Origin of the sequence: Nocardiopsis sp. ATB16-24 (assembly GCF_030271535.1) — a bacterium.
In the GTDB taxonomy this organism is placed as follows: domain Bacteria; phylum Actinomycetota; class Actinomycetes; order Streptosporangiales; family Streptosporangiaceae; genus Nocardiopsis.
The window spans coordinates 1-21316 of record NZ_JASCXJ010000008.1 but is presented as its reverse complement, the minus strand read 5'-3'; the positions used below and the strand labels follow the sequence as shown (position 1 = coordinate 21316).

Genomic DNA, 21316 nt, shown 5'->3' with positions numbered 1-21316 from the left:
AGGGCCGTGCCCTCGGCGTCGATGTGGACCGTACGAGGCGACGCGGGAACGAAGAGCATCCGCTCCCAACCTCCACCCGCTGTGAAGAGGTACCGGACAGCACCTAATCTGGAGCACGGAACCATCCAAGAGCAGCAGGAGCAGCATGTCCACGCCCGAGCCGCCGCGCAAGGCGGAGACGACCGACGTGCCCGAGCCCGGTGAGGTGGCCGGCTCCGACCCGTGGGAGCAGATGCCCGACGACGCCCTCAACCGGCCGAACCTCGACCGGGACGACGGCGCGGACTCCCCCTCCGCCCCACGGCCGGACACGTCGTCCTCCGGTGGGGAAGGGGCCACCGTCTCCCGGACGGACCCCGACGGCGTCTCCGCCGCGAGCCGGATGGACTTCCTGCCCAGCCCGGTGTTCGTCCTCCTGGTGGGTCTGACCGGCTTCGCCGGCTGGTTGTCCTGGCGGGCCGTGGAGCTGGAATGGGTCGCCGACGGCACCAGCGTCACCCCGTTGATCCCACCGCTGTTCATCCTGCTCGGGTGGATCGTCTCCCTGACCGTCCACGAGTTCGCGCATGCCCTCGCCGCCTACCTGGCGGGCGACCGTTCCCTGCGCGGTAGCGCCTACCTGCGGCTGAACCCGTTCGCCTACCGGCAGGCCTTCGCCGGTCTGGTACTGCCCTCGGCCTACCTCGGCCTGGGGGCCTTCGGTATGACCGGTCCGCCCACCTACGTGGACTGGGAGCGGATCCCCTCCCGTCTCCACCGCGTCCTGGTGGCGCTCGCGGGGCCACTGGCCGGCCTGTTGACGGCCGCCGCCCTCGCCGTCACCGTGTCCATCCTGGTGCCCCCGGGCAACGACACCACCAACTGGGCCATCTCGGCCATGGCCTTCCTGTGCTTCGCCAACCTGACCTCCGCCCTGATCAACCTGCTGCCGATCCCCGGGCTGGACGGTTTCGAGGTCCTGGCCGCCTGCACCCGTGCCTCCTGGGTCCCGACCGCACGGGCCAACGCCCTGTTCGGTTCGGTCGCGGTGTTCGCCGTCCTGTGGTTCCCCGGCCTCAACGACGCACTGGTCGACCTGGTCTACACCCTGTTCAGCCTGGTCCTGCCCAACCCGGTGTTCAGCGGAATCGTCTTCTACGGCGAGCTGCTGCTGCAATTCTGGTCCTGATCGCCGAGCGCGCGACACCCGCCGGTGCGCTCCCACGGCGTTCTCCGGTCAGTTCCAGGGCACCCGGGTCGCGTGCGGCGGGGACGCCGTGAGGGAGGTCGTCCAGCCGCGGACGACCGCGAGCATCAGCGCCAGCATCGACCCGAACAGGTAGGCGTTGTGCATCAGGTGGTCGGTGAGTACCAGGTTCCCCCCGGCGACGTAGCCGACCAGGGCGACCGCCGAGGCCAGGTAGCCGACCGCGAAGGCGACGGCGGCCGAGGGGCGTCGGCTCCCCCACGCGCACAGGCGACAGGCGCAGTACAGCAGCACCAGGAAGACCACCAGTCCGGCGACCGCCAGCACCGGGACGGGCATCCCCGCCCCCCAGTACCGGGTCAGCCAGCCCGCGCCGAAGGTGCAGAACATCCCCACCGCCGCGCCGAGCGGTACCAGCACCACGAGGGTGGCCGCGGTCAGCAGCGGTGACAGGGGTCCCCGGGGTCTTTCTTCGGGCGCGGCGGTCTCAGGTGTGCTCACAGCCAACGAGGGTAGACGGTCCCCTCCACCGGTCGCGATCACAGCCCCGCGAACAGGTCGTCCTCGTAGGCGCCCGGTCGGCTGCGGGGAGCCGAGCCCGCCAGCAGGGTGAAGTACTCGACGGCGTCGATCTCCTGCGCGATGCCGTTGGACAGGGCGAAACGTTCCCCCTCCACGGTGATCTGGGTGGCGTGGGAGCGCATCGCCAGGGCCTTGGCCGCCCAGTGTTCGGTGGCGTCCACACGGGTGGTCACCATCGTGTCGGGAGTGCCCCTTGCGATGTCGGACACGCGTGTGGGCGGAGTGAAGGGACCGGACTCCTCGTTCAGTCGCGCGATGGACTCCTCGATGCGCGATATGGGCTGAGCGATCGCGTAGAGCTTGCGCACCTGCCAGGGCGCGCCGGGCATGGACCGTTCCGCGGCGCGCTGGAAGGCCCGACGGGTGACCCTGTGGGCCTGGATGTGATCGGGATGCCCGTAGCCTCCGTACTCGTCGTAGCAGACCAGTACGTGCGGCCGCACCTCGCGGATGATCTCGGCCAGCCCGGTGGCGGCCTCCTCCACGTTCGCGTTCCAGAAGGCGTCCGGATGCTCGTTGGCGGTGGTGCCCATCATCCCCGAGTCCCGGTAGCGGCCGGGGCCGCCCAGAAGGCGGTGGTCACGCACGCCCAGGGCCAGACACGCCTTGTCGAGTTCGCCGATCCTGTGCTCGCCCAGGGTGTCCTCACGGTCGGAGGCCAGGTGCGCCAGGTCCGGCGGTATGACCTCGCCCTCCTCCCCCAGTGTGCAGGTCACCAGGGTGACACCGGCCCCCTCGGCCGCGTACTTGGCCAGGGTCGCCCCGGTCACGATGCTCTCGTCGTCGGGGTGCGCGTGCACCATCATCAGTCGCCTGTCGCTCACCCAGCGAACGATACCGGGCAGGTCCGCGTTCCGTCCCCGACTTCGCCGAGCGCGCCGGATCCGGTGCCCTTCTCCCTTCCGGGCGAGGAGCCGTGGCCCCTCGCCTCCCACCCCTGCCCCATACGACACAATCGGCCTATGAGCTTTCCTCGCCAACAGGCCCGTACCCGGCGCTTCACGATCGGTGTTCCGCGTGCGTTCGAGATCTCGCCGGACGGACGCCGTGTCACCTTCCTCAGGGGACGAGACGGGGCGGACGCCTCCACCTGTCTGTGGATCCACGAGACGGAAGGGGCGGGCGCCACCACGCTGCTCGCCGACCCCACCACACTGGGCGCCGACGACGAGGACCTTCCCCCCGAGGAGAGGGCCCGCCGCGAGCGCCTGCGTGAGAGCGGCGGCGGCATCGTCGCCTACTCGGTGGACGACGCGTTCACCCGGGCGGTGTTCACCCTGTCCGGGCGACTTTTCTACGTCGACCTCGTCGGAGACGACCGTACGCCGCGTGAACTTCCCGCCACCACCCCGGTGGTGGACCCGCGGATCAGTCCGGCCGGAGACCGGATCGCCTACGTCAGCGGCGGTGCCGTACGCGTCATCGACATCTCCGGAGCCCGGCCCGACCATGGGGACCGGGTGGTCGCCGAGCCGGACGGCCCCGAGGTCACCTTCGGTCTGGCGGAACTGGTGGCCGCCGAGGAGATGGGGCGTTACCGGGGTTTCTGGTGGGCTCCGGACGGTTCCTCCCTCGCGGTCACGCGCGTGGACGAGTCCGAGGTCGACACCTGGTACGTGTCCGACCCGGGACGCCCCGAACAGGAGCCGACCGCCCTGCGCTACCCGCCCGCGGGCGGCACCAACGCCGATGTGCGCCTGGCCGTGTTCCCGCTGGACCCGTCGGACGACCGACACGCCGGGGAGCGCCCCTCGCCCGTCTGGATGGAGTGGGACCGCCGGGAACTGCCCTATCTGGCGACGGTGGGCTGGACGACCGGTCCCGAGGGCACACCGACCCTGGTGTTCACCGCCCAGAGTCGGGACCAGCGCACGCTGACGCTGTTCAGCGCAGACCCCGCCACCGGCCTGGTCGCGCCGGTACGCACCGAGACCGACGAGGTGTGGGTCGAGATCATGCCGGGTGTGCCCGCCTACACCGGTTCGGGCGCACTGGTGTGGATCGGCCGCGAGCCGGGAGGGGAACGCCGGGTGTACGTGGGCGAGAACCCGGTCGGCCCCGACGACGTGTACGTGCGCGGCGTGGTGGACGTGGACGGCGACCGGATCCTGTACTCGGGTTCTCCCATGGGAAGTCCCGGCCAGGTGTCGTTGTGGCTGGTCGAGTCGGACACGGGCCTGGCCGCGCCGGTGGAGGTGCCCGAGGGCCGGGGCGTCGAGGGCGGGAGCGCGCACGGCGGTCTGCGCTCGGGGCGGCTGCGCGGCGACACCCTTGTGCTCCAGCATCGCTCGATGGACTTCACCGGAGTACGCACGATGGTCGTGCGCGGTGCCGGCACCGAGACACGTCGCACCCTCACCGAGATCGAGAGTTTCGCCGAGGTCCCCGATCTTCCCGAGCCTCGCGTGGAGTTCTGGCGGGCCGCCGAGCGCCGGATCCCGTCGGCGCTGGTACTGCCCTCCTGGTTCCACGGGGACGGGCGGCTGCCCGTGTTGATGGCGCCCTACGGAGGCCCGCACGCACAGCGGGTGCTGGACTCCCGCGCCGCCTACCTGAACGCCCAGTGGTACGCCGAGCAGGGGTTCGCGGTGATCATCGCGGACGGGCGCGGCACCCCGGGCATCGGTATGGAGTGGGAACAGAGCGTACACCTGGACCTGGCGGAGCCCGTCCTGGAGGACCAGGTGGCGGCGTTGCGCGACGCGGCGGAGCGGTTCGACTTCCTCGACCTGTCCCGGGTGGGCATCCACGGCTGGTCCTTCGGTGGCTATCTGGCGGCACTGGCGGTGCTGCGCCGTCCGGATCTCTTCCACGCCGCCGTCGCCGGCGCACCGGTCATCGACTGGGCGCTGTACGACACCCACTACACCGAGCGCTACCTGGGCACCCCCCAGGGCGAGCCCGACGCCTACGCGCGCAGTTCGCTGTTGAAGGAGGCGGCCGGGCTGGAGCGACCCCTGATGATGGTCCACGGGCTGGCCGACGACAACGTGGCCTTCGCCCACACCCAGCGGATGTCGTCGGCCCTGATGGCGGCGGGACGCCCGCACACGGTGCTGCCGTTGTCGGGGGTGACGCACTCGCCCTCGGACCCGACCGTGGCGGAGAACCTGATGCTGCTCCAGGTGGAGTTCCTCAAGAAGAACCTGCGGGGCGAGGGCTAGATCGCCCGACCGGGGTCTTCGCCGTGCCCGGTCCGGCTCGACTGCCGCCACGCGCGGCCCCGCCCCACTCGACGGCCGGGGCGGGGGCCGCGACGCCCGAGAGGTGTCGGCTCGCTCCTCAGGTGCGGGCTCCGACCGCCGGAGCGCGTCCTCACCGAGACGCCCGGCCCCGGGTCCGCCCCCCGCGGGGAGGCTCGCACACCGTGCGTAACCTGGTCACATGCGTTCCTCCACGGCGCCCATCGCCCTCGTCGCCCTTCTGGCCGACCTGGCCTGTGTCCTCGCCTTCGTCGTCATCGGCAAGATCGACCACGCGACCGGTACCGCCCTGGCCTCCGTCGTCTCCGTCGCATGGCCCTTCGCCGCCGGGACGGTCCTGGGCTGGGTGGTCACCATGGCCTGGAAGGCCCCCGCCAGGCTCTGGCCGACCGGTCTGTTCGTGTGGGCCGTGACCGTGGCCGGCGGTATGGTGCTGCGCCTGTTCGACGGTGAGAGCGCCCCTCTCAGCTTCGTCGTGGTCACCTCGGCGTTCCTTGCCGCCACCATGCTCGGCTGGCGCGGACTGACCCTCCTGGTCGTGAAAGCGCGACAACGCCGGGCCTGAACGAAGGGGCCGGGAACACGGCCCCGGGACGGAGGGGTCCCCCATGACCGCTCCCGCCACCCTCGCCGTCGCCACCGCCACGGACGCGGTGACGAGGATCACCGGCCCCGCGACCGACGGCGCCGGTCACGATCGTGGAACACCGGGAACACGCCGAGGGCGAGGACCCCTGGTCCTTCCTCCGGCGGACGGGCCGCGCCGGGAGGTCGTCCAGGACGGCGACCGCGCCGTGTACAACGGCTTCCAGGCCCGGGTGGGCGGCCACGCCCGGGACTTTCGGATCCGGGGCTTCCACGAGGACGCCACCCTCCGGGCTGCGAGGACCTCCACTGCGGGGCGTTCGTAAGCTGGAACGGATATGAACGAACACCCCGCATCAGACTCCGTCTGTCCCCCCGTCGCCGGCACCGGTGACGGGTCCGTTCCGCGTGCCCCTTCCGATGACCCGGGCGAGGACGAGGCACGCGGTGAGGTGGGCGTGGGCCCCTGGCCGGGCCCCTGGCCGGAAGGCGACCACTACGACACCGAACTCCTGGCGGAGGGCGATCGCCGGAACGTGGTGGACCGCTACCGGTACTGGCGGCGTGAGGCGATCGTGGCCGACCTGGACACCAGACGCCACCCCTTCCACGTCGCCGTGGAGAACTGGTCGCACGACTTCAACATCGGTTCGGTCGTGCGCACCGCCAACGCGTTCGGCTGCGCCGCCGTGCACATCGTGGGCCGCCGCCGCTGGAACAAGCGCGGTGCGATGGTGACCGACCGCTACCAGCACGTCCATCACCATCCCGACACCGAGGCGCTGGTGGCGTGGGCCGACGAGCGTGGACTTCCCCTCCTGGGGGTCGACAACCTGCCGGGCGCGGTACCGCTGGAGACCTATCCCCTGCCCAGGGAGGCCGTGCTGGTGTTCGGCCAGGAGGGCCCCGGCCTGTCCGAGGAGGCCCGCCGGGTGTGTCGCGACGTGTTGTCCATCGCGCAGTTCGGTTCGACCCGGTCGATCAACGCCGGGGCCGCCGCCGCCATCGCCATGCACTCCTGGGTACGTGCCCACGTGTTCGGTCAGCGGCTCCCGGGTCCTGTTCCCGACACGGGGGGCGCTCCCACCCCCACCACGGCGATGCCGTGATATTTCCGTGATCTAGCATGGGCGAAAGCCCTTCGACCGGAAAGAACAGGGATGAGTCCGATCGTCACCGCAGTCTCCCGTCCCGCCACCATCGACGACGTGGCCGGTGTGTCGCGTGTTCTGAGCAGGGCGGCGCAGGAGGATGCGTTCTTCCGCTGGCTGTTTCCCGACGACGTCCTGCGTATGGCCCGCATCCGGCGTTTCTTCGCCCTGACCGCGGGTTTCGGCTATGTCCCCTCGGGAGACACCAGGGTCACCGAGACCAAGGACGACACCGAGAGGACTCCCGTGGTGCGCGGGGCGGCGCTGTGGGCGCCTCCCGGCTCCAACCCCGAGGGCAGGTTGGTGTCGTTGCGCACGTGGCCGCACTGGGCCTCCCTGGTCGGCCGCTCCCGGATGGCGGGGCTCGTGCGGGTGTTCGCCGAGTGGAAGCTCGCCGCGCCCGAGGAGCCGCACCTGTACCTGGCCACGCTGGGAGTCGATCCGGCGCTCGCCGGCACCGGCATCGGGGAGGGACTGCTCTCCCACGGGCTGGAACGGGCGGACTCCGAGCGGCTTCCGGTGTTCACCCAGACACTCGACGACAAGACCGCCGGCTTCTACGAACGGTTCGGCTTCCGGGTGGTCCGTGAGGTGGAGAGCCCGGACGTGGGGGCCAACTACTTCCTGCTGCGCGACCCCGCCTGAGACCCGGGGCTCCCGGGTGCTCTCTTGCCGGGAACGCCCCACCGGTGACGCCCCCGCGACCTACCATGTTCGGTGTTTCCACGCCCTCGTGCGACGAGGGAAGAGGCACCGCCCGTGCTCTCCCACCACGGTGACCGGCGACGAAAGGCGAAGGGCCGCGCCCCCGGAGGGGACGCGGCCCGTGTGTCACGCCGGGCTCTAGCCCTTGCCCTTGCTGAGCGAGCCCAACAGGTCGCGGTTGAGCTGGGAGATGGTGTCCAGCGGGATGCCCACGGGGCAGACCGCGGCGCACTCACCGATGTTGGTGCAGCCGCCGAAGTCCTCCTCGTCCTGCTGGTTGATCATCTTCACCACGCGCGAGGCCCGCTCGGGCTGCCCCTGCGGGAGCATGCCCAGGTGGGTGACCTTCGCGGAGGTGAACAGCATGCTGGAGGCGTTCGGGCAGGCCGCCACGCACGCACCACAGCCGATGCAGGTCGCGGCGTCGAAGGCCCGGTCCGCGTCCGGCTTCGGAATCGGGTTGGCGTGGGCGTCCGGTGCGGTACCCGTCGGGGCGCTGATGTAGCCGCCCGCCTGGATGATGCGGTCGAACGCGCCACGGTCGACGACCAGGTCCTTGACGACCGGGAACGCCTTGGCCCGCCACGGCTCCACCGTGATGGTGTCGCCGTCCTTGAAGCTGCGCATGTGCAGCTGGCAGGTCGTGGTGCGCTCGGGGCCGTGCGCCTCACCGTCGATCACGACGCCACAGGCACCGCAGATGCCCTCACGACAGTCGTGGTCGAACGCGACCGGGTCCTCGTTCTCCAGCGTGAGCTTCTCGTTGAGGACGTCGAGCATCTCCAGGAACGACATGTCCGGGGAGACGTCGGTGAGCTTGTAGGTGGCCATCCGACCCTCGTCGTCGGGCCCCTTCTGACGCCATACGCGCAGGGTGATGTTCACTTGTAGCTCCGCTGCTTCATCTCGACGTACTCGTACTCCAGGTTCTCCTTGTGGAGTACGGGCTTGCTGTCAACGCCGCCGAACTCCCAGGCCGCGACGTAGGCGAACTCGTCGTCGTGACGCAGCGCCTCGCCGTCCTCGGTCTGGCTCTCGGAACGGAAGTGCCCGCCGCAGGACTCCCGGCGGTGCAGGGCGTCGATGCACATGAGCTCGCCCAGTTCCAGGAAGTCGGCCACACGACCGGCCTTCTCCAGTGCCTGGTTGAGTTCGTCGTTGGTACCGAGCACCTTGACGTCACGCCAGAACTCGGCGCGCAGTTCACGGATACGCTCGATGGCCTTGGTCAGGCCCTCCTCGTTGCGCTCCATGCCGCAGTACTCCCACATGAGACTGCCGAGCTCCCTGTGGAAGGAGTCGACGGTGCGGGAGCCCTGGATGGAGAGCAGCTTGTCGATACGGGAGGTGACCTGCTCCTTGGCGGCGACGACCTCCGGGTGCGACTCGTCGAGCGTCTCGAAGGGAGCGTCGGCCAGATAGTCGTTGATGGTGTTGGGCAGGACGAAGTAGCCGTCCGCCAGACCCTGCATCAGCGCGCTGGCGCCCAGGCGGTTGGCGCCGTGGTCGGAGAAGTTGGCCTCACCGGTCACGAACAGGCCCGGGATCGTGCTCTGTAGGTCGTAGTCCACCCACAGGCCGCCCATGGTGTAGTGCACGGCCGGGTAGATCCGCATCGGAACCTCGTACGGGTCCTCACCGGTGATGCGCTGGTACATGTCGAACAGGTTGCCGTACTTGGCCTTGACGACGTCGCGTCCCATTCGTCCGATCGCGTCGGCGAAGTCCAGGTACACGCCCAGGCCGCTGGGGCCCACGCCTCGGCCCTCGTCGCAGACGTTCTTGGCCGCGCGAGAGGCGATGTCACGCGGCACCAGGTTGCCGAAGGACGGGTAGATGCGCTCCAGGTAGTAGTCGCGCTCGTCCTCGGGGATCTGGCGCGGGTCGCGGGTGTCCCCGTGCTTCTTGGGAACCCAGATGCGACCGTCGTTGCGCAGCGACTCGCTCATCAGGGTCAGCTTGGACTGGTAGTCGCCGCTGACCGGGATGCAGGTCGGGTGGATCTGCGTGTAGCACGGGTTGGCGAAGAGCGCGCCCTTGCGGTGCGCGCGCCAGGTCGCGGTGACGTTGCTGCCCATGGCGTTGGTGGACAGGAAGAACACGTTGCCGTAGCCACCGGTGGCCAGCACCACGGCGTCGGCGAAGTGCGTCTCGATCTCACCGGTGACCATGTCACGGACGATGATGCCTCGGGCGCGTCCGTCCACGACGATGAGTTCGAGCATCTCGTGACGGGTGTGCATCTCGACGGTGCCCGCCGCCACCTGACGCTCCAGGGCCTGGTAGGCGCCGAGCAACAACTGCTGGCCCGTCTGTCCGCGCGCGTAGAAGGTCCGGGAGACCTGCACGCCACCGAAGGAACGGTTGTCGAGCAGACCACCGTACTCACGGGCGAAGGGCACGCCCTGGGCCACGCACTGGTCGATGATCTCGACGCTGGTCTGGGCCAGACGGTAGACGTTGGACTCACGGGAGCGGAAGTCGCCGCCCTTGACGGTGTCGTAGAACAGCCGGTAGATGCTGTCGCCGTCGTTGCGGTAGTTCTTGGCGGCGTTGATGCCGCCCTGCGCGGCGATGGAGTGGGCGCGGCGCGGGCTGTCCTGGTAGCAGAACGAGACGACGTTGTAGCCGGCCTCGCCCAGGGTCGCCGCGGCCGAGGCTCCGGCCAGACCGGTGCCGACCATGATGACGGAGAGCTTGCGCCGGTTCGCGGGGTTGACCAGCCTGGCCGAGAAACGGCGCTTGTCCCAGCGCTCGTTGATCGGGCCCTCGGGCGCCTTCTCATCGCGGATCGGATCGCCGACGATGTAGAGGTCGTTGACAGACAATTAACTCACCAGTCCAAAGGTGACCGCCAGAGGCGGAAGCAGGAAACCGACGGTCACGATCAGCGCGATGGCCAGGGCGATCGCGTTGAGCGTGCCCTGCCGCCGCGACATGTTGGCGCCGAGCGTGGCCAGACCGCTCCAGATGCCGTGCCGCAGGTGCAGGCCCACCATGATCACGGACAGCACGTAGAACAGCGTCACGTACCAGAACTCGGGCTGGAACCCTCTGACGAGTCGTTCGTAGGGGCTGTCCGAAGCGCCGCCGGGTGCGATGTCGTTCGTGGTCAGGTGCAGGACGTGGAAGATCACGAAGAACAGGATGATCAGCCCGCCGTAGCGCATGGTGTAGGAGGAGTAGCTACGGACCACTCGCTTCCTCACCTTGTAGCGCTGGTCGGCCGGACGCGCCCTGCGGGCACGGGCCCACAACGTCACCGCCGCGTAGATGTGGATCAGGACGCTCGCCAGGAGGACGACGCGGAAGATCCACAGGAAGCCGTTCTCGGGCAGCAACGGGTAGCCCAGCTCACGGAGACTGTGGGCGTAGCCGTCGAATGCCTCCTGGCCCGAGAAGACCTTGAGGTTGCCGTACATGTGCGCGATCAGATACAGCACGAGGATCGCTCCGGTGACCGCCATCGCTGCTTTGAGCGCCACCGTGGACCCGTAAGCCGTAGACCGCTTCTTAGTCAGGGTACTGTTCGCCACAGCTTGTCACCTTAGGTTTGGACCGAGCCTGACGTCCAAGTCATCACGATGCTTGTGTCAATAGCCATAGGCTATGGAACATGCAGTTCCAGCAGCTGTCCTACTTCGTGGCGGTGGCCCGCACACGCCATTTCACCCGCGCAGCCGAGCTTTCCAACGTCGCCCAGCCGAGCCTGAGCAAGCAGATCCGCAGCCTCGAACGGGAGCTGGGTGCGCCGTTATTCACTCGTGCCCGGGGAAATATCACACTCACTCCAGCTGGTGAGGCACTGCTTCCGTTGGCTCAGCGCATGCTCGCCGACCTGGAGACGGCCAAGCGCGAGGTCGCGGAACTGGCCGGGGTACGCCGTGGCCGTGTGCGTCTGGGCGCGACCCCGTCGTTGTGCGCCGGCCTGTTGGCCGACGTGCTCGCCGACTTCCATACCCGTTACCCCGGTATCGAACTCCAGGTGCAGGAGAGCGGATCCCGCGATCTCATCCGCGGTCTGGGGCGGGGCGAGTTGGACCTGGCCCTGATCATCCTGCCGTTGCACAGCAGCGACCCGGACTTCTCCACCACCCCCATACTCCGGGAGAACCTGGTGGTGGCGAGCCCGATGTCGGGACCCGCGCCCAACGCCCGCGCGTCCATCCGCATCACCGAGCTCAAGGACCGGCCGTTGGTGATGTTCCGGCGCGGATACGACGTACGGGAGGCGACGCTGCGCGCGTGCCGTGCGGCGGGGTTCGAACCGCGTCTGGCGGTGGAGGGAGGCGAGATGGACGCCGTCCTGCGGTTCGTGGAAGCGGGTCTGGGACTGGCGGTGGTACCGAGCATGGTGCTCAAGAACCGGCCGGGCCTGCGCGGCACCCCACTGGCCCGTCCCCGTCTGCTGCGGACGGTGGCGTTGGCGCGGCGCAAGGACGTGGAGCCCTCGCACTCGGCGGACGCCTTCCGTCACCACCTCGGCCGGTACCTGCTGAACATGTCCCCACAGGAACTCGGCCCGGACCTGGAGGTGCTCATCTCCTCCTCGGACGACTTCGGCTGACCCGGCGTCCCACGCGGGGAACGGAGCCGGAGACTCCCCGCTCTGGTGGAGGGAGCCCGCCGGTGGGGCCCGCCCGCCCCCTCAGAAGCCGCGCGCCGCCCAGGTGTCGAGCCGTTCGGCGGCCTCGGCGATGGTGGTGGACTCCCCGTGGCCCGGATGGACGACCGTGTTCCGTGGCAGGCCCACCAGATGGTCGCGGATCGAGGCGATGATGGTCGCGAAGTCGGAGAACGGCTGCCCCGTGGCACCGGGGCCGCCCGGGAAGAGAGTGTCCCCGGTGAAGACCGTCTCCAGTGCGGGCGCGTACAGGCACACCCCGCCGGGCGTGTGACCCGGTGTGTGGAGGACGTCCAGCTCCACACCACCGATCACCAGCACCTCACCGTGCAGCAGTGGGGCGTCGGGCTCCCGGTGGGGATGGACGCGGCGCCACAACTCGACGTCCTCGGGGTGCAGCAGGACCGGGCAGTCGGTGAGATCGGCCAGGGCGACGGCCGCGTTGATGTGGTCACTGTGCCCGTGGGTGGACACGATCGCCATCAGCTCGCGGTCGCCCAGACCTCGGGCGATGGCCTCGTGGTCGTGCGCGGCGTCGATGACGATCGCGCTGTCCTCGTCTCCGACGATCCACACGTTGTTCTGGACATGGACCTCGCCGCCCTCCAGGCTGACGACACCCGAGGTACGAAGACGGTGGACCATGGAAGGAGCGCTCACAGACTTTCGACCTCTCGCGGGCTTCCGATGCGTCGTCTTCGAGAGTATCCGTCCCGCCCCTCCGGCACACGGTCGATCGGGCCGGGTTCAGCCCGAGGGCTCGAAGTTGCGGCGCAGGGCGTAGGGCTGGATGAGACCGAGCCCGTGCGCGTGACGGGCCCGCACCTTGACCACCTGCAACCCCTCCTGGTCGGTCAGGCTCTCGGCGAGGTTCTCGTCGATCAGGACCGTGCCCGGGCGAGCGAAGGAGGTCAGGCGGCTGGAGCGGTTCACGGTCGTGCCGAACACGTCACCGTGCAGGGTCAGAACCGGTCCGGAGGCCAGACCCACCCGAACGTCGGGCACCTCCACATGGGTCTTGACCCCTGAGGCCAGCCGCAGTGCGATGTCGGCGGCCTCGGCCGGGGAGTCGGCCACGTAGAGGATCTCGTCCCCCAGCGTCTTGACCACACGCCCGCCTCCCGAGGCGACGATGTCGGCGGCGGTGGCCTCGAAGCCCTCGACCACACCGGCCAGCTCGACCTCGTCGAGTTCGCGGCTCAACGTGGTGAAGGAGACCAGGTCGGCGAACCCGACGATCAACGGGTAGTAGTTGGGGACGGTGTCCTGGCCGTTGGACATCACCGCCAGTGTGCGGGCCGCGGAGGCGGAGAGCTGGCGGCGCCAGATGTGCAACAGGAGCCGTTCCACGTCCGGTAGCAGCTCTTTGACCCGGTTCATCAACGGGTCGACCGCCTCCTCGCCGCCCTCCTGGAAGATGAGCGTGCTCAGGATGCTGGTCTGCCAGTCGGCCAGGCGCGCCATGGTCTGGCCCATCGCCCGGGCGAAACGGACCACGCCGTCCTCGTCCAGGACACCCTCCTGGAGGAGGCTGTTGACGATGCGCAGCGACTCCACGTCGCTCTCGGCGAAGGTGACCGTGCCATCGCCCTGGTTGGGGAAGCCGAGTGCACGCCAGATGCGTCCAGCCAGCTCCGCGTCGGTGCCGGCGAGTTCGATCGCCTGCTCCCTGGTGTAGATCGCTTCACCGCCGAGGAGGGCGGATTCGATCGTTTTCGGGTCAGGACGCGACGGCATAGTTCTCTTTCACGGGGCCATCCCCGCCGCGGCGGGGAGCAGTCACTTCGTCACCGGCCTGTGGCGCGGGTTCCCTTCCAGCTTACGCCCGTGGTCGCCTCTGGAGGGTTCGCCCACAGGAGAGGGCGGGCTCACCCCTGGGGTCCCGACGGGTACTCCGGTCGCTGCGCGGCGTTGACCTGACGGTAGATCTCGGCCTGGAAGCGCTGGGGCCGGGGCACCCGTTTCAGGACCATCCCCTCCTGCTCGGACGCCGACTGGACGGACAGGGTCCCGTACCCCATGAGGCGTTCCCAAAGACCGATGGTGAAGGCGACGTCGTTGACCCTGGTGAGCGGCATATCGCGACCCTGACGGGAGATGATGCCGTCACGCATCATCAGTCTCCGGTCGGTGAGGACGTAGACGGTCGTGGCCCACTTGAGCATGGGCACGAACCACAGGACGAGTGCGGCGACCACGCCGACGGCCACCACGACCCCGGCCGCGATGAGGCTCCAGTCCTGTTCCCAGGGCACGAACCACAGGGCGGCGACCACGGCCGCCACGATGAGGGCGAGCGCCACGAACTCGCCCGCCAGGACGGTCCAGTGCTGGCGCGCGACGTGGACGAGTTCCTCGTCCTCGGAGAGGTAGCGGTCCGCGATAGCCATACCGGTGATCATGGCACAGGCCGGGCGCGTGCGGGAGTGGTCGCGCGTCCGCTTGTGGACGGCCGGTCAGTCGCCCGGACGCACGTGTACCACGTCGCCCGAACTCAGCGCCTGTCTTCCGGTCGGCCCCTCCACCACCAGTCTCGCCTCGGCGTCGACCTCGGTCGCGGTCCCCTCGCGCACCCGCCCTCCGGGAAGATGCACCCGTACACGACTGCCGATGGTGACGCACATGTCCCGGTAGACGGTGGCCAGACCACTGGCCTCGGCGTCGCCGCCGGCTGCGGTCCACACCGTGTACAGCTCCTCGAACTCGCCCAGGATCGCGGCGAGCAGGGCGTCCCGGTCCGGCTCGGCGGCCCCCTCGCCGCGCAGGGAGACCGCGTGCCCCACGGGCAGTTCCGCCCGGTCCTGGGACACGTTGATCCCGATGCCCACCACCACTCCGGGCGTCTCGGAGGAGAGGTCGGCCTCGGCGAGGATGCCCGCGAGCTTGCCGTCCACCGCTCCGGGCTCGGAGCGCAGTCCCGCGGGAACGATGACGTCGTTGGGCCATTTCAGGGCGGCCTTGACCCCGCCCACCCGGCGTATCGCGCCGACCGCCGCCACCCCCATGAGCGCGGTGAGCCAACCCCACCGCTCGACGGCCGCACGCGGCCGGAGCAGGAGCGAGAAGGTCAGGGCCGCGCGCGCCGGGGTGGAGAAGTCGCGCCCGAGCCGACCCCGCCCGGCGGTCTGGTGCTCGGTGACCAGCACACTCCCGTGCTCGGCGCCCCCACGGGCGCGCTCGGTCAACTCGGTGTTGGTGGATCCGGTCTCGGGCAGCACCTCGATCCGACGCCACATGCCGCCCGGCCGGACGAGAACGGCGTCGAGCGAGGCGACGTCGAGCGGAGGGCGGGAAAAGGGCTCGGGTGCGCTGGTCATGTCCCCATTACACCAGCGCCGGTGCCCCGGCGGGCAACGACGCCCGCCGGAGTCCCGCGTCCCCGCTCCCGGAAGCACCGAAGGTCCGCGTCCGAGAGAAGACGCCTCGCGCGGCGGCGCCCCGCGCCCGCGCCGGGCACGGGGCGCCGCCGGGATCAGCCCGTGTTCTGCAAGCCCGCGGCCACGCCGTTGACCGACAACAGCAGCAACCGTTCCAGGTGCTGCTGGTCCTGTTCGGACAATCTGTCGGCCTCCTCGCCCCGCAGTGCCTCCAGCGCGCGCAGTTGCAGGTGGGACAGGGCGTCCACGTACGGGTTGCGCAGGTCCACCGCCCGGGAGAGCACCGCGCGGTTCTCCAGCAGTCGGGTGTGTCCGGTCACCTCCAGCACCAGCCGTCGGGTGAGGTCGTACTCGGCCAACACCCTCTCGCTCAGCTCCGGCCGTCCGCCCAGGGCCAGGTAGCGCTCGGCGATGGCGCGGTCGGTCTTGGCCAGGCTCATCTCCGCGTTGTCCAGCAGAGAGGAGAACATGGGCCACTCGCGGTAGGCGGCTTGGAGCACCCCGATGTCATCGACGGCGGCCAGTCCCGTGCCGAGTCCGTACCAGCCGGGCAGGTTGATCCGGGTCTGGGTCCAGGCGAACACCCAGGGGATGGCGCGCAGGTCCTCCAGGCCCCGTGCGGCGCCGCGTCGCGCGGGGCGCGAACCGAGCCGCAGCTCTCCCAGTTCCTCCAAAGGACTCACCCGGGAGAACCACACCGCGAAGTCCTCGGTGCCGATCAGTTCCAGGTAGGTCTCCTGGGCCGCCGCGGCGATGGCGTCGGCGTGACCGCGGTACCTGCGTTCGGCCGAGCGCTCACGCTCCTGGACCCCCTCGGTGGAGGCCATCAGCACCGCGTGTCCGACCTGTTCGATGTGACGGCGGGCGATCGCGGACTGCCCGTAGCGGGCGAAGATGACTTCCCCCTGCTCGGTGACCTTGAACCGACCGCCGACCGAACCGGGGGCCTGGGCGAGCAGGGCGCGGCTGGCCGGCCCGCCACCGCGGCCGAGCGAGCCTCCACGGCCGTGGAACAGGGTCAGGCGCACGTCGTGCTCGCGCGCCCACGCCGCCAGGCGGGCCTGGGCGTCGTACAGGCGCAGTGTGGCGCTGACCGGGCCCACGTCCTTGGCCGAGTCGCTGTAGCCGAGCATGACCTCCAGGCGACGGCCCGTCTCCTCCAGGCGCTCCCGGACCCGGGGAAGCTCCAGCATGCCCTCCAGGACCCGCGGTGAGGCGTCCAGGTCCGCTCCGGTCTCGAACAGTGGGATGACGTCGAGGACGGGGACGCGTTCGGGCGGAAGGGCGTAGGAGGCCAGTTCGTGGACGGCCGCGATGTCCTCGGCCGAGCGGGTGAAGCTGACGATGTAACGGCGGCAGGCCTCGACACCGAAACGCTCCTGGATCCAGGCGATCACCCGGATGGTGGCGAGGACCTCCTCCGTGCGTTCGGAGGGCGTGCCGCCCTCGCGCAGTTCGGCGAGCGCGGCGGCGTGCACCTCACTGTGCTGGCGGATCTCCAGCTCGGCGAGGTGGAAGCCGAAGGTCTGCGCCTGCCAGACCAGGTGCTGTAGTTCACCATAGGCCTGGCGTGCGGCGCCGGCCGCGGCCAGGGAGTCCTGCACGACGCGCAGGTCGGCCAGGAAGGCGGCGACGTCGGGGTAGGCCAGGTCGGCGTCGCGCTCCCTCGTGGCGCGCAGACGCGCCGTGGTCAGCAACATCATCTGTCGGTGCGGCTCGTTGGGCGAGCGCGCGCCGATGTCCGCCATCAGTGTGGGGTGCCCCGCCCTGGCGGTGGAGAGCGCGTCGAGCAGCGCGGGGGAGGCGGGTGTGAGGTTGGAGTAGGCGGTGAGGGTGCGCCCCACCCTCTCGCAGGCGCTCTCCAGGCCGCGCAGCACGTGCTCGGACTGGATGAGGACGGCCTCCCTCGTCACCTCGTGGGTGACGTAGGGGTTGCCGTCCCGGTCCCCGCCGATCCAGCTGCCGTAGCGGACGAAGGGCGTGGCGCGGGGCGGACGTGTCCCCGTGTGCTCGGGGTCGATCGCCGCGTCCAGGCTCCGGTACACCTGGGGGATGACGGAGAAGATGGTCTCGTCGAAGGCCGCCAGCGCGGTGCGCACCTCGTCGAGCGGGTCGAGCCTGGTGTAGCGCAGCTGGGAGGTGCGCCAGAGCAGGTCGATCTCCTCCAGAAGGCGACGGTGCGCCTCGGCCGCGGCGCTACTGCCCCGGTGGGAGGCGTGCCAGGCCTCCAGCTGGGCGCTGATCCGCTGGATGGAGGTGGACACCGCCCGACGCCGAGCCTCGGTGGGGTGGGCGGTGAGCACGGGATGGAACTCCATGCCGGCGACCAGTTCGCCCAGGCGCTCCTCACCGCCCTCCTCCTCACGGATGGCGCGCACGGCCGCCGCCAGGGACTCCCGGGGCGGGTTGGCCGCGTCGTCCCTCTCCCGCAGGGCCCGCATGCGGTGGTGCTCCTCGGCCAGGTTGGCCAGATGGAAGTAGACGGTGAAGGCGCGGGCCACCTGCTTGGCCCGCTCCAGCGGCCAGGCGGCGACGATCGCGGTGATCTCCTCCCCCGTCACCGAGCCGTCGCGAGCGCCGATCACTGCCCGCCTGAGCCTTTCGACATCGTCGAGCAGATCCTCACCACCGCTTTCCGCAAGGACCTTTCCGAGCATCTCGCCGAGCAGTTTGACGTCATTCCTGAGTTGTTCGGGAACTTCCTGCCGGGCACTGTCGCGTTCTGCGCTTACCGCTGTCATGATCCCCGAGCCTACAGAGATCGCACCCCCTCCCAGGTGCGCGGGGGCACATTTCGGAGGTTTTGCCCGAGCGTTAAGAATTGTTGCTCCGGGCAAAAATCAGCACATTATCTCACGCGGTTTTCTCGGCACGAGGGAGGCGCTTCTCGCTTTCTCCGAGCCTCGCGTCGCCCTCTCGGGAGAGCCGGATCACACTCGATCCCTACCGGCGAGTAACCCGAACCTCCCTCTCCTTGGTGCCGGGGCACGCGGTTAACCTGCGTAGTTATGGCCACAGAAGCCCCTGAACCACTGTCCGCGGACGAGATCGACATCCGTACCACCGCGGGCAAGCTCGCCGACCTGCAACGGCGCCGTTACGAGGCCGTCCACGCGGGGTCCGCGCGAGCCGTTGAGAAACAGCACGCCAAGGGCAAGATGACCGCCCGCGAACGGATCGACGCCCTGCTCGATCCGGGCTCGTTCGTGGAGTTCGACGCCTTGGCCCGACACCGCTCCACCAGCTTCGGACTGGAGGCGAACCGGCCCTACGGCGACGGCGTCGTCACCGGCTACGGAACGGTCGACGGTCGACCGATCGCCGTGTTCAGCCAGGACGTCACCGTCTTCGGAGGCTCACTGGGAGAGGTCTACGGCGAGAAGATCTGCAAGGTCCTCGACCACGCCCTGAACACCGGATGCCCCGTCGTGGGCATCAACGAGGGCGGCGGTGCGCGCATCCAGGAAGGAGTCGTGGCGCTCGGCCTGTACGCCGAGATCTTCAAGCGCAACACCCACGCCTCCGGCGTCATCCCGCAGATCTCCCTGATCATGGGCGCCACCGCGGGTGGACACGTCTACTCGCCGGCCCTGACCGACTTCATCGTGATGGTCGACCAGACCTCCCAGATGTTCATCACCGGCCCCGACGTCATCAAGACGGTCACCGGTGAGGACGTCTCCATGGAGGAACTGGGCGGCGCGGCCACCCACGCCGGCAAGTCGGGTGTGGCCCACTACATGGGCGCCGACGAGCAGGACGCCATCGACTACGTCAAGGCCCTGCTGGCGCATCTTCCCGACAACAACCTGGAGGACGTGCCGCTCCTGCCCGCGGAGGAGCCGCCGGGCGAGGAGGTCACCGACGACGACCTGGCCCTGGACACCTTCATCCCGGACTCGGCCAACCAGCCCTACGACATGCGGACGGTCATCGAGAGCGTCCTGGACGACGGTGACTTCCTGGAGGTCCACTCCCAGTTCGCCACCAACCTCGTGGTGGGCTTCGGACGTGTGGACGGCCAGTCCGTCGGCATCGTGGCCAACCAGCCCCTGAGCCTCGCGGGCTGTCTGGACATCGACGCCTCCGAGAAGGCCGCGCGCTTCGTGCGCACCTGCGACGCCTTCAACGTCCCGGTGTTGACCTTCGTGGACGTGCCCGGCTTCCTGCCCGGCACCGACCAGGAGTGGGACGGCATCATCCGCCGCGGCGCCAAGCTGTTGTACGCCTACGCCGAGGCCACGGTCCCGTTGGTCACCGTGATCACCCGCAAGGCCTTCGGCGGCGCCTACGACGTCATGGGCTCCAAGCACCTGGGAGCCGACATCAACCTGGCCTGGCCCACCGCCCAGATCGCGGTCATGGGCGCCCAGGGAGCGGTGAACATCCTGCACCGACGCACCCTGGCGGCCTCCGACGACGTCGAGGCCGAGCGCGCCAGGCTCGTCGGCGAGTACGAGGACACCCTGCTCAACCCCTACTCCGCCGCGGAGCGTGGGTACGTGGACGGAGTCATCATGCCCTCCGAGACCCGTGTGCAGGTCACCAAGGCCCTCAAGGCACTGCGCAACAAGCGCAAGCAGTTGCCTCCCAAGAAGCACGGGAACATTCCGCTGTGAGCGCGCCGAGGAGACCACCGCACCTGGTCGTGGTGCGCGGCGAGCCGACCGCCGAGGAGATCGCGGTCCTCACCGCGGTGCTCACCGCACGGGCCAGGGCCGTGCCCAGAACCGAGGAACCCGAATCCCGACGTCGGTCCGGGTGGCGGGACCGTTCGCGTGGGCTGCGCGCCCCACTGCGACCCGGTCCCGGCGCCTGGCGGATGAGTACCAGGTGACCGGGCACCCTCCCTGCCTAGACTTTTCATGGAGCGGTCGGCGCGCATCCGCCACACGCCACAGCAGAAGGATTTTCCACCGTGCGTAAAGTTCTGATCGCCAACCGCGGCGAAATCGCCGTGCGCATCGCCCGGGCCTGCCGCGACGCCGGGCTCGCCAGCGTCGCCGTCTACGCCGAACCCGACCTGCACGCCCTGCACGTCAAGACGGCCGACGAGGCCTACTCCCTGGGCGGCTCCACTCCCGCCGACTCCTACCTGGACGTCGCCAAACTCCTGGACGTGGCCGCCCGCTCCGGTGCCGACGCCGTCCACCCCGGCTACGGGTTCCTGGCCGAGAACGCCGACTTCGCCCAGGCCGTCATCGACGCGGGCCTGACCTGGATCGGCCCCCCTCCGGCGGCGATCACCGCCCTGGGCGACAAGGTCCAGGCCCGCCACATCGCCCAGAAGGTCGGTGCGCCCCTGGTCGCCGGCACCACCGACCCGGTCGGCTCCGCCGAGGAGGTCGTGGACTTCGCCCGAGAGCACGGCCTGCCCATCGCGATCAAGGCCGCCTTCGGCGGCGGCGGACGCGGCCTCAAGGTCGCCCACACGCTGGAGGAGGTCACCGACGCCTACGAGTCCGCCGTGCGCGAGGCCGTCACCGCCTTCGGCAGGGGCGAGTGCTTCGTGGAGCGCTACCTGGACAGGCCCCGCCACGTGGAGACCCAGTGCCTGGCCGACTCCCACGGCAACGTGGTCGTGGTCTCCACCCGGGACTGCTCCCTCCAGCGCCGTCACCAGAAGCTCGTGGAGGAGGCGCCGGCCCCCTTCCTGACCCAGGAGCAGGTCGAGCGCCTGTACTCGGCGTCCAAGGCCATCCTCGCGGAGGCCGGATACGTGGGTGCGGGCACGTGCGAGTTCCTGGTGGGAACCGACGGCACCATCTCCTTCCTTGAGGTCAACACCCGCCTCCAGGTGGAGCACCCGGTGACCGAGGAGGTCACCGGCATCGACCTGGTCCGGGAGATGTTCCGGATCGCCGACGGCGAGGAGCTGGGCTACACCGACCCCGAGGTGCGCG

Annotated in this window: 20 protein-coding genes; 10 read left to right on the top strand and 10 right to left on the bottom strand. The window is 69.7% G+C overall.

Annotated elements, in window-relative coordinates; genetic code table 11:
- The first annotated feature begins 145 nt into the window (after positions 1-145).
- A complete protein-coding gene (locus PFX91_RS10960; protein WP_285731387.1) occupies positions 146-1168 on the top strand; it encodes a site-2 protease family protein in 1023 nt (340 codons plus the stop codon).
- Positions 1169-1216: 48 nt separating this feature from the next.
- Here the strand turns inward: PFX91_RS10960 and PFX91_RS10955 are convergent, their stop codons facing one another.
- Both PFX91_RS10955 and mshB read right to left on the bottom strand, forming a co-directional pair.
- Positions 1217-1687 (bottom strand): hypothetical protein, encoded by a 471-nt coding sequence (locus PFX91_RS10955; protein WP_285731386.1) that lies wholly within the window; start codon positions 1685-1687, stop codon positions 1217-1219.
- Positions 1688-1725: 38 nt separating this feature from the next.
- Positions 1726-2592 carry an N-acetyl-1-D-myo-inositol-2-amino-2-deoxy-alpha-D-glucopyranoside deacetylase gene (mshB, locus tag PFX91_RS10950; protein ID WP_285731385.1) on the bottom strand — a complete coding sequence of 289 codons (867 nt, stop codon included), beginning with the start codon at positions 2590-2592 and terminating at the stop codon, positions 1726-1728.
- Positions 2593-2730: 138 nt separating this feature from the next.
- Here mshB and PFX91_RS10945 point away from each other — a divergent pair, with 138 nt between their 5' ends.
- The 5 genes from PFX91_RS10945 to PFX91_RS10925 all read left to right on the top strand — a co-directional run bounded on the left by PFX91_RS10945 (position 2731) and on the right by PFX91_RS10925 (position 7352).
- Positions 2731-4932 (top strand): S9 family peptidase, encoded by a 2202-nt coding sequence (locus tag PFX91_RS10945; RefSeq protein WP_285731384.1) that lies wholly within the window; start codon positions 2731-2733, stop codon positions 4930-4932.
- 220 nt (positions 4933-5152) lie between these two features.
- A complete protein-coding gene (locus PFX91_RS10940; RefSeq protein ID WP_285731383.1) occupies positions 5153-5536 on the top strand; it encodes a DUF3054 domain-containing protein in 384 nt (127 codons plus the stop codon).
- Positions 5537-5579: 43 nt separating this feature from the next.
- On the top strand, positions 5580-5882 hold the full coding sequence (locus PFX91_RS10935) for a hypothetical protein (RefSeq protein ID WP_285731382.1): 303 nt from the start codon (positions 5580-5582) through the stop codon (positions 5880-5882).
- A 12-nt stretch (positions 5883-5894) separates the two neighbouring features.
- A complete protein-coding gene (locus tag PFX91_RS10930; RefSeq protein WP_285731381.1) occupies positions 5895-6665 on the top strand; it encodes a TrmH family RNA methyltransferase in 771 nt (256 codons plus the stop codon).
- A gap of 51 nt (positions 6666-6716) precedes the next feature.
- Positions 6717-7352 carry a GNAT family N-acetyltransferase gene (locus PFX91_RS10925; RefSeq protein WP_285731380.1) on the top strand — a complete coding sequence of 212 codons (636 nt, stop codon included), beginning with the start codon at positions 6717-6719 and terminating at the stop codon, positions 7350-7352.
- Between the two features lie 198 nt (positions 7353-7550).
- Here the strand turns inward: PFX91_RS10925 and PFX91_RS10920 are convergent, their stop codons facing one another.
- The 3 genes from PFX91_RS10920 to PFX91_RS10910 are packed head-to-tail and all read right to left on the bottom strand — an operon-like array spanning position 7551 to position 10897.
- Positions 7551-8297, bottom strand: a complete 747-nt coding sequence (locus PFX91_RS10920; RefSeq protein ID WP_285731379.1) for a succinate dehydrogenase/fumarate reductase iron-sulfur subunit — start codon at positions 8295-8297, stop codon at positions 7551-7553.
- Positions 8294-10240: a fumarate reductase/succinate dehydrogenase flavoprotein subunit gene (locus PFX91_RS10915; RefSeq protein WP_285731378.1), complete on the bottom strand. Its 1947-nt coding sequence runs from the start codon at positions 10238-10240 to the stop codon at positions 8294-8296. The genes PFX91_RS10920 and PFX91_RS10915 overlap by 4 nt, the downstream gene beginning before the upstream one ends.
- Complete coding sequence (locus tag PFX91_RS10910) at positions 10241-10897, bottom strand: succinate dehydrogenase cytochrome b subunit (RefSeq protein ID WP_285731536.1); 657 nt, start codon at positions 10895-10897, stop codon at positions 10241-10243.
- Positions 10898-11028: 131 nt separating this feature from the next.
- Here PFX91_RS10910 and PFX91_RS10905 point away from each other — a divergent pair, with 131 nt between their 5' ends.
- The gene (locus PFX91_RS10905; protein WP_285731377.1) at positions 11029-11979 is read left to right on the top strand and encodes a LysR family transcriptional regulator; all 951 of its coding nucleotides are present in this window, start codon (positions 11029-11031) and stop codon (positions 11977-11979) included.
- A gap of 81 nt (positions 11980-12060) precedes the next feature.
- Here the strand turns inward: PFX91_RS10905 and PFX91_RS10900 are convergent, their stop codons facing one another.
- The 5 genes from PFX91_RS10900 to PFX91_RS10880 form a co-directional block, all read right to left on the bottom strand.
- Complete coding sequence (locus PFX91_RS10900; protein WP_285731376.1) at positions 12061-12696, bottom strand: MBL fold metallo-hydrolase; 636 nt, start codon at positions 12694-12696, stop codon at positions 12061-12063.
- Positions 12697-12783: 87 nt separating this feature from the next.
- Positions 12784-13773, bottom strand: a complete 990-nt coding sequence (locus tag PFX91_RS10895) for an adenylate/guanylate cyclase domain-containing protein (RefSeq protein WP_285731375.1) — start codon at positions 13771-13773, stop codon at positions 12784-12786.
- Positions 13774-13904: 131 nt separating this feature from the next.
- On the bottom strand, positions 13905-14426 hold the full coding sequence (locus PFX91_RS10890) for a PH domain-containing protein (protein ID WP_285731374.1): 522 nt from the start codon (positions 14424-14426) through the stop codon (positions 13905-13907).
- A gap of 66 nt (positions 14427-14492) precedes the next feature.
- Positions 14493-15353: a biotin--[acetyl-CoA-carboxylase] ligase gene (locus tag PFX91_RS10885; RefSeq protein ID WP_285731373.1), complete on the bottom strand. Its 861-nt coding sequence runs from the start codon at positions 15351-15353 to the stop codon at positions 14493-14495.
- A 155-nt stretch (positions 15354-15508) separates the two neighbouring features.
- A complete protein-coding gene (locus tag PFX91_RS10880) occupies positions 15509-18154 on the bottom strand; it encodes a phosphoenolpyruvate carboxylase (protein ID WP_285731372.1) in 2646 nt (881 codons plus the stop codon).
- Positions 18155-18421: 267 nt separating this feature from the next.
- Between PFX91_RS10880 and PFX91_RS10875 the strand changes: the two genes are divergently transcribed.
- From PFX91_RS10875 to PFX91_RS10865, 3 genes are all read left to right on the top strand, one after another.
- Positions 18422-20032: an acyl-CoA carboxylase subunit beta gene (locus tag PFX91_RS10875; protein ID WP_285731371.1), complete on the top strand. Its 1611-nt coding sequence runs from the start codon at positions 18422-18424 to the stop codon at positions 20030-20032.
- On the top strand, positions 20029-20250 hold the full coding sequence (locus PFX91_RS10870; protein WP_285731370.1) for an acyl-CoA carboxylase subunit epsilon: 222 nt from the start codon (positions 20029-20031) through the stop codon (positions 20248-20250). The genes PFX91_RS10875 and PFX91_RS10870 overlap by 4 nt, the downstream gene beginning before the upstream one ends.
- Positions 20251-20331: 81 nt before the next feature.
- On the top strand, positions 20332-21316 hold a 985-nt coding region (locus PFX91_RS10865), incomplete at its 3' end, for an acetyl-CoA carboxylase biotin carboxylase subunit (protein ID WP_285731369.1).

Bases quoted from the DNA above. Each gene is read 5' to 3' on its own strand.
- PFX91_RS10890 (WP_285731374.1), bottom strand. From the start codon at position 14,426: ATGGCTATCGCGGACCGCTACCTCTCCGAGGACGAGGAACTCGTCCAC.
- PFX91_RS10895 (WP_285731375.1), bottom strand. From the start codon at position 13,773: ATGCCGTCGCGTCCTGACCCGAAAACGATCGAATCCGCCCTCCTCGGC.
- PFX91_RS10885 (WP_285731373.1), bottom strand. From the start codon at position 15,353: ATGACCAGCGCACCCGAGCCCTTTTCCCGCCCTCCGCTCGACGTCGCC.
- PFX91_RS10960 (WP_285731387.1), top strand. From the start codon at position 146: ATGTCCACGCCCGAGCCGCCGCGCAAGGCGGAGACGACCGACGTGCCC.
- PFX91_RS10935 (WP_285731382.1), top strand. From the start codon at position 5,580: ATGACCGCTCCCGCCACCCTCGCCGTCGCCACCGCCACGGACGCGGTG.
- PFX91_RS10940 (WP_285731383.1), top strand. From the start codon at position 5,153: ATGCGTTCCTCCACGGCGCCCATCGCCCTCGTCGCCCTTCTGGCCGAC.
- PFX91_RS10905 (WP_285731377.1), top strand. From the start codon at position 11,029: ATGCAGTTCCAGCAGCTGTCCTACTTCGTGGCGGTGGCCCGCACACGC.
- PFX91_RS10875 (WP_285731371.1), top strand. From the start codon at position 18,422: ATGGCCACAGAAGCCCCTGAACCACTGTCCGCGGACGAGATCGACATC.
- PFX91_RS10880 (WP_285731372.1), bottom strand. From the start codon at position 18,154: ATGACAGCGGTAAGCGCAGAACGCGACAGTGCCCGGCAGGAAGTTCCC.
- PFX91_RS10925 (WP_285731380.1), top strand. From the start codon at position 6,717: ATGAGTCCGATCGTCACCGCAGTCTCCCGTCCCGCCACCATCGACGAC.
- PFX91_RS10945 (WP_285731384.1), top strand. From the start codon at position 2,731: ATGAGCTTTCCTCGCCAACAGGCCCGTACCCGGCGCTTCACGATCGGT.
- PFX91_RS10930 (WP_285731381.1), top strand. From the start codon at position 5,895: ATGAACGAACACCCCGCATCAGACTCCGTCTGTCCCCCCGTCGCCGGC.